The sequence below is a fragment of the Teredinibacter franksiae genome, from assembly GCF_014218805.1.
Classification (GTDB): domain Bacteria; phylum Pseudomonadota; class Gammaproteobacteria; order Pseudomonadales; family Cellvibrionaceae; genus Teredinibacter; species Teredinibacter franksiae.
In genome coordinates this window covers 1,023,204-1,035,922 of the sequence record NZ_JACJUV010000001.1, presented here as the reverse complement: position 1 = coordinate 1,035,922, position 12,719 = coordinate 1,023,204, and the positions used below count along the sequence as shown (strand labels likewise).

Below are 12,719 nucleotides of genomic sequence, written 5' to 3'. Positions count from 1 at the left end.
TGCGTGTTCCTGAAGTGTTGGTATCGCTCTGATAATAAATTGTCCTGACTGGCTAGGCTTGTAACGCCGCCGAAGCCCATGCAATACAACCATTAGTTGGCAAGGTTGTGGCGAGTTGGCGGAGTTATCAAACCGTGGCATGTATAAAGAGATGTTTTCGAGAACTTGAGAGATCCAAAGTAGCTCCCGCAGGAAGTGGGTAGTGACGCTGAGTAAAAAGCGAGGCAGATCGATGGCACCTTGGAAGTCGGATCAGCTCATAGTAGTCTGAGAGCGGGAAAGCCGTTCACATGGCGAGGGGGCTGACAGTAATATCACGGTATGTAACAGACACATAGTCCGGACAAGTCGGGCTGGAGAAACTATGACAACCGCATTGCATACCATAGCATTTAAGGCACAAACCCACCCTAATCATCGTTTCCAGAATCTATACGGATTGCTAGATTCGGATTTGTTGGTACAAAGTTGGGGTCAAATCAATAAACAATCGGCGTGTGGAATTGACGGCGTAACACCTAGCGATTTCAAACAACGATTGCCTGAAAATATCAACCGCCTGCATCAAACGCTAAAGTGTAAAAGCTATCGAGCGAATGATGTGAAGCGGGTCTTTATCCCAAAATCCAACGGTAAACTACGCCCGCTCGGGCTGCCAACGTTAGATGATAAAATCGTACAGCAAAGCGTGAGTCAGATACTGCAAAGTATTTGGGAGCAGGACTTTGTGAAGAATAGTTATGGTTATCGTCCGAACAGAAGCGCGCATCAAGCGGTGCATAGTTTACAGTTGAACCTTCAATACGGTACTTATGGTTATGTTGTCGAAGCGGATATAAAAGGCTTCTTCGATAATATAGATCATGAGTGGTTGATGCGTATGCTGAAACAGCGTATTGAAGATAAAGCCTTATTGAACCTTATCAACCAGTGGCTGAAAGCGAGAATAAAATCACCAGAAGGGGTGTTTGAGAAACCGGCCAGTGGAAGTCCACAGGGCGGTGTGATCAGCCCGGTATTGGCGAATATATACTTACATTACGCACTGGATATTTGGTTTGAGAAACGCATAAAGCCACGCTTACAGGGGCGAGCCATGTTGATACGGTACGCCGACGATTTTGTTGTTGCGTTCCAGTACGCTAATGAGGCGCGTGAGTTTTATCGGGAACTACCGAAACGCTTGAGAGAGTTTAAGTTAGACGTAGCGCCAGAGAAAACACACCTGAAGCGGTTTAGTCGGTTCCACCCAGGGCAGCACCATAGCTTCGAATTCTTGGGCTTTGAGTACTACTGGGACACTGATAAAAAGGGTGAGGCTAGGTTGCGTCGACATACGGCACCAAAGAAACACAAAGCTAAGTTGAGCGAGTTCTATCAGTGGATAAAAGCCAATCGGTCTAAACGACTGAATGTCTGGATGCCACAGTTAAGGCGTAAGCTGACGGGCTTTATAAACTACTTTGGTTTGCCTGATAATAGTCGAAGTGTCGCGCGTGTTTATGATTATGTTCTGCATAGTCTATACAAGTGGCTCAATCGGCGAAGTCAGCGGCACAGCTTTAACTGGCAAGGGTTTAAAGACATGTTAAAATACTTTCAGATCCAGCAACCACGGGTGTGGAAACGTCACATTCAAGTGGACTGGTATTGAGGGCTTGTGAATTACACGAGCAACGATATTATTGAGGAGCCGGATGCGGTAGTTCCGCACGTCCGGATCTGTATGGGGGCGGCTTGGGTAACTGGCCGTTCTACCATGACTAAGTAATTGCAAATGTTCAAGAAAATTGTAAGTATTTTTAAAAACAAGAAAATTGAGTGGTATGAACCTGATGACCCGACTCCAAGGGAGCAGTGCCCTTGCTGTGATTACATATCGTTGCCTGAGCGTAACAACTACTTAATATGTCCGATCTGTTTTTGGGAAGATGATGGTCAGGATATTGATGAGTTAGATGTCGAATCTGGGGCAAATCACGGCATTACATTGCGGGAAGGTAGGCAAAACTTTAAAGAGTTTGGTTCATGTGAACTGGAAATGGAAAAACATGTTCTTCCCGAGCACCAACGAAACAGTTATGAACTTAAATCAAGAAACTTATAACAAGGCCAGTCAATCTGACCTGCGCAAGATGTCTTCTTTTTTGCGGAGCAAAAAAAAGCCATCTCGCTCCGGCGAATTATTTTGGCGTTAGGGATCTCTTATGGAATGGGAATGTAGCAAATGCTCTAGACGAATTGATGAAGGAGTATGGGTATGTACCAAATGTATGCTAAGCAGAAGTACGGATGCAAAGCTTTATCCTTCGGAAAAGGATGCTGTTGTCGGCCAGTTTGTTGACAAAGAGCCACCTCATAGGCTCGCGCGAATCTTTTCACTAAAGCATCGAATAGGTCGTATTGACTTTGTTTTGTCACTGTTATTAACGATTCCAATTCTGCTTATGAGTGGATTTACTAGCGCTCTGCACCAAGATCCATTGTACTTTTATGTATTCTATTTTCTTTGGCTGGTTATAATATTTGTGATCGCTGGAAAGCGTTGCAAAGATATGGATTTTAACCCTTGGTTCGGTATTCCATTGACTATACTTACGATCGGTTTGTTTTTATTGTTATTTGTTTCTGGAACAAATGGTGCGAATCAATATGGGCCAGGGTTTCGTAAAAAATCAAAAGATGGCGGAAGTGCCTAACAATCGTCTCATGCGTGACCGTTCCGTCGGCCTTTTTGTGGTGGGTGTACCACAAAAATTCCAACTCCACTGCGGCGCCATAGGCGGGCGTTATGAGCGCGGTTCAAGAATAAATAAAACGAGTCATGTGCCTAATTTACGGCACGTTGTAGAGAGTCTCTCGGTATTAAAGTAAGTCGGTTCTTTGTATCTCACCAGCTTTGTTCCTGGTGCCAATTGAAAGTTTTATAGGTGGTGGTAAATAGCAATTCGCATTTAGCCACCACTTTCATAATATGGGGTTTGTTGGTGGGGTGGTGTGTTCTTTCCTGCTGCCATCGGCAAACTAAATTAAAAAAGTGGTTTTGTTGTAGCGCCAACCGCCGCCGCATAACCAGTCGCTCCTCGTGCCGAGGAAAATCCGAAGTCTTGGGATGAATGATTAGATTCTGAAATTGACTCATGTTTACCCAGTGGGTGCGGATAATAAACCATCCAAGTCCCACCAAACTAAAATTTAGCCAATAGGTTAGTAGTGAAGCCCGGGTGCGACCAAGGTAACGCGGTGTGCGGAGCAAGGGTGGAGCGAGTGTGTAGGCTGTTTATAGAGCCCTGAAATATTGTAGAGTTGTGGTCAATAAATATCGAGAGATATGAAAGCAGACGAGCTGGAGTGTATCGGAATGCTGCAGTCTCAAGTGCGTTATGGCAAGTACTTGCGACACCACCGGGGTCTTTGAATGTGGCATGTGCATAAAGGGGTAATTCGGGAAACTCGGGAGATCCATTGTAGTCCTGGAGGAGAAACCGGCAAGGGTATGCCGGTATAGAAATACGCCCGGCTTCGGTAAGTATTTTGCAGCACTTATCGAAGAGTTCTTACAGTGTATCTGATAAGAAAACACAAACAAGCTGTGAAGCTCGCAGGTACTGGGAATCGATAGCGAGAGCGAAGAGACCTAGGAAGCTATTTTGGAAGTCTTAGCGGATCATAGTACCGATGGTTAGAGGTGGTTACCCTTTGGCCGGAAAGGTGGGGAACGATTACCTTAAGGACCCACTGTAGGGAAGGTGAAGTCGGGTATGACACGCTGGTTAATCGAACGACAGGAGATACCTTGAGATCACAAACTGTCTCACTAAAACTTAATCAGCTACGAGCACAAGCACGGTTGCACCCGAAGAGGGTGTTTACCACGCTACACCATCTAGTTGACGCTGACCTATTAAGAGAAGCCTATCGCCAAACCCGAAAGGATGCGGCACCGGGAGCAGACAAGGTGACAGCGCAAGACTATGCTGAAAACCTGAAAGCAAATCTCGAACACCTCCTTAAGCGTTATAAAGAGGGGAGCTACGTAGCGCCCCTGATTCGGCGTGTATGGATTGATAAAGAAGACGGTAGTCAGCGCCCCATAGGCATTCCTGTTTTTGAAGACAAGCTATTGCAAAGAGCAATCGCGATGATCTTAAGTGCCATTTACGAAGTGGACTTCTACGATTTCTCGTACGGCTTTAGAGAGAAACGTAGTGCCCACGATGCACTAAAAGACGTTAGGGATGGGTGTTACCAAGCAAAAGTGAGTACCGTTATCGATGCGGACGTCAGTAAATTCTTTGACAAAATGCCGCACGATCGTATTCGAGAAATACTACGGCTACGAATAAATGACGGGAAAATTTTGCAGGTAATTGGACGGTGGTTAAAGGCAGGCGTTGTTGAAGAAGGCCGTGTCATCTACCCGGCCTGTGGTTCGCCACAGGGTGGGGTGATCAGCCCTCTTATAGCCAATATATTCCTCCATCATGTCTTAGACGAATGGTTTGTAACGCAGGCCCAGCGAAAGCTGCAAGGCAGGAGCTTTCTGGTAAGGTTTGCCGACGATTTTATACTCGGCTGCCAAAGCAAGAAAGAAGCGGAAAAGTTAATGCGCGTTCTTCCTAAGCGGTTTGCTAAGTTTGGTCTTACGATTCATCCGGAAAAGAGTAAAATGGTTCACTTCCGTTGGCCGAGCCGTTTAACAGATAAAAGCGGTACGGGAACATTCGATTTTCTAGGTTTTACCCACTACTGGGGAATGTCTAGAAACGGTCATTGGGTAGTCAAGCGGCAGACGATGAGGAAACGCCAAGCGCGAGCGATGCGGAGTATTTATCTCTACTGCAGGAATAACAAGCATGAACCGGTTAAAGAGCAGCTAAAAGGGTTGAGGTCAAAGCTACATGGCCACTATGGATACTACGGTATACGCTGTAACTATCGATCCCTGTGGATGTTCTATCAGTATGTGCGAGCTAGTTGGCGTAAATGGCTGAGCCGCCGTTCCCAAAAGGGTTTTATTAACTGGGAAAAATTTAAGGCATTTTTAGATGTATGGAAGTTGCCTGAACCGAAAATCACTAAAATGGTGTAGTTGTTTGTCAGGTACAGAGTCATATGTTGAGCACTGCTGGTGCTCAATCACCGAGGAACCGTATGACTAAAAGGTCACGTACGGATCTGTGGGGAGCGTCGCCCGTGAGGGCGGCTCTTACCCGGAATAAGACGCCAACTGCGCAGTTCGTTTTACGCATTCCGCTTCTCTACATTTTAGCGTAAAAAAATCTGCACAGTTGGCGCTTATGAGCTTAGCGTTAGGCTCTAGAGCTACCCACGAAAAGTAGACAAGTCGAATTTAGTGCTGGTCGTAATGGCCGCCTATTGCGAAAACATAAATATACTGATCGTCAAATTTGTAAATTAAACGATCTTTTTGAGAAATGCGCTTTGACCAAAAACCGGCAAGGTTATGTTTGAGTTGTTCTGGTTTGCCCAAGCCTGTGGAGGGATCTGAACGAAGCATTTCTTTTAATAATTTACAAAGAGCTTTGTGGAGTTTTTTATCCTTCTCACGAAGCTCCTCATAAGTTACCCAGGTTGTACCTTCAAATACGAGTGATCTCATCCATTTGCTCACTTGTTGGGGCATATCCGGCACGCTGGGTATGAGTTGTAGTCGAATCAGCAATTTGTTTCATCAGGCTGCTGTTTTGTAGAACGTAAAGAGTTTCCTGTTCTCTTTCCCAGTCGTCGGCACTCATGACCACAAAGGCTTCACCTGCTCTACGAGTCACTTTTATGGGGGTATGTGTGCTAACTGCTTGTTCTACAAAGGCTTTTAGGTTGTCTCTAAATTTGTTTACACTAACTGTGTCCATATACATCACCAGAAGTACGGGGTTTCCGTACGAGAATAGCAGGTAGGCTTTTACAAAGCAATCTACCGGCCACCGAAAGCTACGCGTCCATAGCGCATGGTGCGTTGTTCCATTTTAAGCGCAAAACCCGCTCCACTTTCGGTGCCGGTAATTGCGACGTTATAACTGATGGGGCTGAGAAATTAAATTTTAGGTTCGGCGTGTTTGTAATTTCTCCTTTTGAAATTTCGTATTCGCCGTTTGAGGTCTCTATTTATTTAGGCGATTTATTCTATGGCAGTGAGCTTACGGATGAGTGGGAAGCGTATAGGTTTGTAGATATTTTGGAGGCGGTTGATCATAGAGGCATGCCTTGGCCTAATTAATATTTGAACGTGGATATTCTGGCGGCACATATTTGTGGCGAATTGGAATTGGTTTGTGTTGGGTTGAACCCCCTAAGTGTAAGGAGAGCACCAAATGAAAAAAATAGTAGTAATTATCGTTACCCTGGGTGTGTTGTCGCCCACTAGCTTGCTCGCTCAAGATGAACAGCATGCCCCACCCAGCGGAGACTTAATCAGTCGTCCAAATACAGAAGAGGTAATTTCTGTTGGGACCCAGAGAACCCTTCTGTCCAAAGTCTTGGGCGAAGAAAGAACCTTGTTGATCCGGGTACCAAAGGACTACAAGAAAGGGAAAAAGCGTTATCCAGTACTCTATAAGCTAGACGGCGGTAAGTCTGTATTCCTTCAAACGGTTGGCACCGTCGAGTATCTGTACGACTGGAGTCTGGCCCCAGACCACATCGTGGTTGGCATCAAGAATACCGATCGACGTCGGGATATGAACCTCGATCAAGGCGCCGATCAATTCATCCGGTTCCTTGCAGAAGAACTCGTGCCCTTTGTCGAGGCAAATTATCGAACCAAAGAATCCCGCACTCTCAGCGGTCAATCAGCCAGTAGCATTTTTGCTCTCTACACCAGCCTGCGCGCGCCGGAGTTGTTTGACGGCTATGTACTCGGCAGCTTCGGGTTGTCCGAGAAAAGGCTGCGCCGATTCGAGAAGGCATTGGCGGAACGCTCGAAGAATCCGCAAAGGCATCATTGGGTATATGTTGGGAATGCCAGCAAGGACAGCTATGACAAGGACGGATCCCGCACTCGTCGGGGCTTGGCCTTTCTTGATTCACTCAAGAAAACTGAGGGCTCGGCTTTGGATGTTAAGACCCGCGTCTTTGAGGACCAGGGACATGTGCCTTTCCCAACCATGCACTACGCTCTACGTTGGATGACTGCGGCGCAAGCCAAATAGGTTGGAATATACGGCCGTGTGCAGCTTGAGAAATAAATAACAAATGGGGACAAGGGGCAAAATATGAAGATATTTGTGCTGCTGTTACTGATGGCTTTGAACAGTGTTGTTTATGCGCAAGAACTGATCGACTTTAAGGGAAATTATCTAGGTCAACACCCTCCGAGTGATACCCCTGTTGTTTTTGCTCCTGGTACGGTTTCCATGGAAGGCAAGAACAGCCATGCATTGCAGTTTTCTCCAGACGGGAAAATGGTGATTTTCTCACGTTAACCTGATCGTACTTCATATGTGATGCGGCGCCGCCCAAATGGTTGGTCATCGCCAGAACAGACTAGTTTCACAGGCAAAGAAGTTAGCTTTGACGCGAAGTCAAAACGGATCTTCTATTATGATCGCGGCGGCGACTTGTTCTGGGTTCGGTATAGCGACGATGGCTTTTCTGAGCCAAGCAAACTTAATGGAGCGATTAACACAAAAGAAGTGGAGTATTTCCCAAGCATCACTAGCGGCGGAAATCTCTTCTTCTCGAGAAATTCCAAGTGGGATCAAGGCAGGATCATGGTTTCCAAACCGGTGGGCGAAGATTTCAATGCGCCTGTTGACCTCGGTGATATTGTTAACACTGGCGGTGCGTCGCACGGTTTTGTGGCGCCTGACGAAAGCTACCTGCTGTTCAATTCTCCGCGTGTGGGAAGCTACACAAAGAATGACATTTGGGTGAGTTTTCGCGGTAAAGACGGAGATTGGTTGAAGCCGGTTAATCTTGGGCCAGAGATTAATAGCGATGCTCGCGCTGTGTTGTGCCCGACCGTTAGCCCAGACGGTAAATACCTTTTCTTTACGCGCCTCCAGAAAAACGGCACAGGCTACATCTATTGGGTCAGTGCGCGAATCATCGAAGAGCTGCGCACTAGGCCGTTAGCGAGCAAAGAAGACGCTAGCCTGCCACAATATTCTCAAAGCTTCTCCACGTTCTTTGGGCAACACGACCCACGTAGCGGCCTCGGCGTTTTCACGGACAGCAAAGGGTTTGTCTATGTGAGCGGTACTACCCGTGCCCCCAATTTTCCGACGACACGCGGTGCTTTTCAAACCAAACTGAAAGGCAAGGCAGATGCGTTTGTCGCCAAATTTTCACCCGACGGTCATCTTGTCTACAGCACACTAATCGGCGGCAGCAAACGCGAGCATCATGTCGATATTACGGTGGATACACGAGGTACAGTTTACCTGGTGGGGGGCACTCACTCGGCGGATTTTCCGACCACGGCCAACGCCTACGATGTCACGTTCAATGGGGAAAAAGATTGGGGTGGCGATGTCTACGTGCTCAAGCTCGATCCGACCGGAAGCCGGCTTCTGTTCTCCACCTATATCGGCGGCAGCGCTCAGGAGACATCTACCAGCATTCTACTGGACAGGAAGGGCGATATTCTTATCGGTGGCACCACACTTTCTTCGGACTTCCCAACCACAAAGGGATCGTTCGATCGCAACTTTCGGGGGTTCGAGGCTTTTGTCGCAAAGCTCAGTGCCGACGGACGTCAGCTTATCTTTTCAACCTTTTTTGGCGGTAGCGAATTCGACAACATCGCAAAGCTCGCGTTGGACGAAGCGCAAAACATCTATTTGAGTGGCAACACCCGCTCTCCAGATTTACCCGTGACTACTGATGCTTCTCAGCGAGGTTTCGGTGGCGGTGAGAGCAAATGGGATGGTGATGGGTTCCTTGCTAAATTGAGCCCCAATGGAGCCAGACTACTTCATGCAGCCTATCTAGGCGGGACAGGAAACGACTTTGTTACCTCGGTAGTGGTGGGGCTAGACAAACGGATCTACTTGACGGGCTCAACGATATCAGCGAATTTTCCGATGTTACCGGGCGCCCCCGTTACAGCGACTCCGGCTCAGGAGAATGCATTTGTCACCGTTTTGGAAGGCGCAAAATTTAAGCCTGTCTTCGCCACAATCTTGGGCGGCAGTGGTAATGATACGGCGAGGAATGTGTTTTCCATAGGAGAAGGACGGATCGTGGTCGGTGGAGAGACAGATTCGCCCGACTTCCCCGGTGAAATAGGCAGCACTGGTGACAAGCATAAAGGAATCAAGAGATTGTTCATCTCTGTCCTAGATTGGGAAGCTGCGGGAACTCTGCATTCGATGCGTTATGCTGACGGTGCATCGTACGCAGCGATGCATGTCTCCGAGGCAGGAGATCTTGCCTTGCTCGGAGTAACTGATTCTACGATCACTTCGGTTTCAGTAGACGCCTATCGCACAAAGGGTTTAGGGTCAGAGACATTTCTTGTATCGCGGTTCCTGCTCCGGGACGCCGAACCCCATTTAAAAAAGAAGTAAACACGGCTCTTCTGAACTCGCAGGTAAGGTGATTAATAGTTTTTGTCACCAAATATTTTGAGGTTGCGCAAAAAAATATTGGATAGTCACGTTAAGAAAAATACCATTAAGTAGGTTTCGAGAATATTCAGTTTGTTTGTCACTTTTTTTCCTGGTGCGCTGCGAGTATAGTTTTGGCGTAAAGTATTTGGTATCACCTATTTTTTAGCGAGTTTAATTCGCTCTCGCTGAGCAAGTGGGTCGAGATTTAATGTTGAATGGAAATGTTGGTGGAATATCGCTTCATAACTGGCGTATGTCGGTCTTCTTTGCAGCCCTAATGCCTTTACTGCAAGCATTAGCTTCTCCTTACAGTCAACCAAACTTTTGAATTTAGATTCAAACTGGGTTGTGAGCACAAGTCATTCACAGCTAGAAATATTGAGTCGCTCTAGAATGGGGAGGCAAGTTATTGTCGATTAAGCCACTTTTTTTCACGAATAGTTCTACCGGTAGTATCCGCAAGCTGTACGTAATCATGGTAAATGAAAGGGTAGACCTTGGGGCATGGGTTCTCTTGGGTTACCCATATATTCGGCGAGTTTTAGCGGTTGTGAGTTGTTTTTTATTGGCTTTCAATGCGGCGTTTAATGGAGGTGTGCTGAGATTCCTCAGGTGTCTTGGCCATTCTGGCTCGAATGGGGTTCAAATCTACGTAGGCCATACAGGCGGCGAGTGCTTTTTCATCGTGCAACGCTTGTGATTTAAACCGGCGCTGACCAAAATGGATGTTGGAAATGTAGGTTTTGCAGGAGCAAAAACCTGTCCAGAACCTGCCTGTGCATTGGTCTTCGTCGTTCGCCATGCGGGCAATGGGTTCGTTTAAGGCCCACATCCAGAGCCTGATATTGGCTAGTTCAAGCCGCCAGTGATCGAGCTTCTTTAACGGCAAGCCGTTGGCCCTCTTCGAGCGGTTCATCTTTAACAAACATCTGAGTTAAGAGTGTGCCCTTGTAAAGCTTGTGCCAGCATTCGCATACCTCTAGGTCAGTTAAACTGTGGGCTTCTACGATATTGATGAGTGATACCTCGTGGTGGTGGATACTCATTACCGCATAGGCACAGCTATCTATACAGAATACCTCCCCTAGGAATAAAATGCTGTCTTCAACCCACTGGCGGAGGTGTTTGTAATCTTTGTCGGTTAGCGCATCAAAGCCACAGAGGAATGCTCTGCGTACACAGCGAGACGTACATGGCTGCAGGACGCAGAGCGCGCAGGAAGCCAAATGGTAGTAGGGTGTGGTTTCTAAGGATATTTGTTGCTTCCTTGGGCGGGCATGGCTCATTCCTAGAGGTTTCTTGTGCTGTTGTAGCGCACAGTGGTCTTGGGGCGAATTTTAGTGTTGGTGTCTAATTTTGGTTCGGTTCCAATACTTTTAACCCGACATAAAAAAGTAAGCAAAAGGTCATAAGTATGAGAGTTATAGTTTCGATAGCACTAATTTTTCTTCTAAATCAAAGCCTCTTGGCACAGCATTCGATCGAAGCTCAAGTTGACCGCTTACATCAATACGCAGGGCATTGGGTAAGTAGCGTTCATGCTGATACGGATAGCTTCAGTACGTTTCCAGCTATTAAGATGATCAATATCTCAAAAATGGATAACCAGTCCATGCAGGTGGAAGTGCTTCAATATCAAAATGGAAAATACAAATCCTTACTTACGGAGCTAATTGGGTATGATTCGAAGAGTGATCAAATTGTCGCGTTAGGACAAAATCAGGAAGGTGTTGTTTTCAAAGGAAAAGGGCGTTTTTCATCCGAGAAAGAATGGAAAATGCAAGATGTGGATATGCTAGGTAATTTTTATATGAGAGTTGAATTCGACTTTCAAAGCCCTACAAATTTGTTGGTTGAAGGGTTTGATGAGTCAGGTAAAACTCTTTGGAAAACCCGTTATATTAAATCTAACCCGAAGGATAAAAATATTGGTATTCAATTGGCTTCTGTCCATGAAGAAATGCTGGAAGACTTAGCCGCAACCCTGCGGGAATTAGGCAGAATGGGTTATAGCTATGTGGAAACCTTTGCTTATGATAACGGTGCTTTTTATGGGGTTTCACCAAAGGAATTTCGTAACGTGGTGGAAACCCAAGGAATGCAATTTTTAGGGTCGATGGTATTGTATGATCTTCCTGCTGCTGATGCTTGGGGTAGTGCAATAACATGGTGGTCAAAGACGGTAGATGACCATGTGGAGGCAGGAGTAAAATATTTGACAACTTCTAATCATCAACTCAAGCTTGTAAAAACTAAAGCAGATTTGAAACGATTAAGTGACTACTATAATGCTATAGGGAAGTTGTGCCGAGAAAAAGGCATTACCTTCGCCTTCCGTAATTATGCAGATGAATTTAGTCTGGTCGAAGGTGTTCGTATTTATGATTATTTATTGGAAAATACCAATCCTGAATACGTTTACTTTCAAGCCGATATTTATCGGATGGAGGTTGCAGGAGTGAAACCCGTAGATTATTTTGGGAAAAACCAAAATCGTTTTTTAAGCTGGCACATTAAGGATTATAAGGAGTTGGGTGCGAGCGGAGTGATTGATTGGGTGGCGTTATTTCATCACCGCGAATTTGAAGTTCCAGATTATATTGTTGTAGAGGTGGAAGATTATTCATACCCGCCAATGTATAGCGTACAGTTGGCATGGGAATATTTATATTATGAGGTTTTAGATTGAATTATTTTGAGATGCGTGTGTGGACGATAAGATGAACGCTAAGCAGTGTGCAGGGTGTGCATGAATACACTGAGTTGTCTGGCGCGCGGGCCAATAAATATCGAAAATGGATGAGGTTTTTCGAATGTGCTGTTGGGGTGGTAGCTGCTTTATGTGCATTACTCTCGAATAAACACCAATTAGCGATTATGAGATGGGCGAAGCTTGGGCCGATCACCGTGCGTAAAAGTGACAAATAGTTGAAAATAATCGCCCCTAGAATTGCGATTAACGCCGAGAAGGTAGCGCAGTTATGCTAACCCTTTTTATGGTTAGAAGGTTCGTTCGAGCCGCTATGTTTGAGTTGAGAATAAAAAAAAGCCTTTTAAATTCTTTTGAATATAAAAAAGGCAATCAAATAGAGTTATATACTCTATTTGATTGCCTAGAGAGTGATGCACGCAACATGTTTTGCT

The 12,719-nt window shown here is 46.0% G+C and carries 13 protein-coding genes; 8 read left to right on the top strand and 5 right to left on the bottom strand.

Going from position 1 to position 12,719, the window contains the following annotated elements; all coding sequences use genetic code 11:
• Window positions 1-364: 364 nt before the first annotated feature.
• From ltrA (H5336_RS04140) to ltrA (H5336_RS04125), 4 genes are all read left to right on the top strand, one after another.
• A complete protein-coding gene (gene ltrA / locus H5336_RS04140) occupies window positions 365-1,654 on the top strand; it encodes a group II intron reverse transcriptase/maturase (RefSeq protein ID WP_185231675.1) in 1,290 nt (429 codons plus the stop codon).
• A gap of 123 nt (window positions 1,655-1,777) precedes the next feature.
• Complete coding sequence (locus H5336_RS04135; protein ID WP_185231673.1) at window positions 1,778-2,107, top strand: CPCC family cysteine-rich protein; 330 nt, start codon at window positions 1,778-1,780, stop codon at window positions 2,105-2,107.
• 100 nt (window positions 2,108-2,207) lie between these two features.
• A complete protein-coding gene (locus H5336_RS04130; RefSeq protein ID WP_185231671.1) occupies window positions 2,208-2,699 on the top strand; it encodes a DUF805 domain-containing protein in 492 nt (163 codons plus the stop codon).
• A 1,097-nt stretch (window positions 2,700-3,796) separates the two neighbouring features.
• Complete coding sequence (gene ltrA / locus H5336_RS04125) at window positions 3,797-5,092, top strand: group II intron reverse transcriptase/maturase (protein WP_221627978.1); 1,296 nt, start codon at window positions 3,797-3,799, stop codon at window positions 5,090-5,092.
• A 261-nt stretch (window positions 5,093-5,353) separates the two neighbouring features.
• On the opposite strand, the gene H5336_RS04120 is transcribed toward ltrA (H5336_RS04125), so the two are convergent.
• Together H5336_RS04120 and H5336_RS04115 are read right to left on the bottom strand one after the other, a co-directional pair.
• On the bottom strand, window positions 5,354-5,647 hold the full coding sequence (locus H5336_RS04120) for a Txe/YoeB family addiction module toxin (protein WP_246439023.1): 294 nt from the start codon (window positions 5,645-5,647) through the stop codon (window positions 5,354-5,356).
• The gene (locus tag H5336_RS04115; RefSeq protein WP_185231669.1) at window positions 5,604-5,876 is read right to left on the bottom strand and encodes a type II toxin-antitoxin system Phd/YefM family antitoxin; all 273 of its coding nucleotides are present in this window, start codon (window positions 5,874-5,876) and stop codon (window positions 5,604-5,606) included. The genes H5336_RS04120 and H5336_RS04115 overlap by 44 nt, the downstream gene beginning before the upstream one ends.
• A gap of 459 nt (window positions 5,877-6,335) precedes the next feature.
• Between H5336_RS04115 and H5336_RS04110 the strand changes: the two genes are divergently transcribed.
• From H5336_RS04110 to H5336_RS04100, 3 genes are all read left to right on the top strand, one after another.
• On the top strand, window positions 6,336-7,172 hold the full coding sequence (locus H5336_RS04110) for an alpha/beta hydrolase (RefSeq protein WP_185231667.1): 837 nt from the start codon (window positions 6,336-6,338) through the stop codon (window positions 7,170-7,172).
• Between the two features lie 63 nt (window positions 7,173-7,235).
• Window positions 7,236-7,445 (top strand): hypothetical protein, encoded by a 210-nt coding sequence (locus H5336_RS04105; protein WP_185231665.1) that lies wholly within the window; start codon window positions 7,236-7,238, stop codon window positions 7,443-7,445.
• Window positions 7,446-7,466: 21 nt separating this feature from the next.
• Window positions 7,467-9,533 (top strand): SBBP repeat-containing protein, encoded by a 2,067-nt coding sequence (locus H5336_RS04100; RefSeq protein ID WP_246439180.1) that lies wholly within the window; start codon window positions 7,467-7,469, stop codon window positions 9,531-9,533.
• A gap of 197 nt (window positions 9,534-9,730) precedes the next feature.
• On the opposite strand, the gene H5336_RS04095 is transcribed toward H5336_RS04100, so the two are convergent.
• From H5336_RS04095 to H5336_RS22855, 3 genes are all read right to left on the bottom strand, one after another.
• Entirely contained in the window at window positions 9,731-9,871 is a 141-nt protein-coding gene (locus H5336_RS04095) for a hypothetical protein (RefSeq protein WP_185231660.1), read from the bottom strand.
• Between the two features lie 266 nt (window positions 9,872-10,137).
• Entirely contained in the window at window positions 10,138-10,464 is a 327-nt protein-coding gene (locus H5336_RS22860) for a hypothetical protein (RefSeq protein WP_246439022.1), read from the bottom strand.
• Window positions 10,430-10,861 carry a hypothetical protein gene (locus H5336_RS22855; RefSeq protein WP_246439021.1) on the bottom strand — a complete coding sequence of 144 codons (432 nt, stop codon included), beginning with the start codon at window positions 10,859-10,861 and terminating at the stop codon, window positions 10,430-10,432. The genes H5336_RS22860 and H5336_RS22855 overlap by 35 nt, the downstream gene beginning before the upstream one ends.
• A gap of 128 nt (window positions 10,862-10,989) precedes the next feature.
• Here H5336_RS22855 and H5336_RS04085 point away from each other — a divergent pair, with 128 nt between their 5' ends.
• Window positions 10,990-12,264, top strand: coding sequence for a sugar phosphate isomerase/epimerase family protein (locus tag H5336_RS04085; protein WP_185231658.1), 1,275 nt, complete (start codon window positions 10,990-10,992; stop codon window positions 12,262-12,264).
• Window positions 12,265-12,719: the final 455 nt, after the last annotated feature.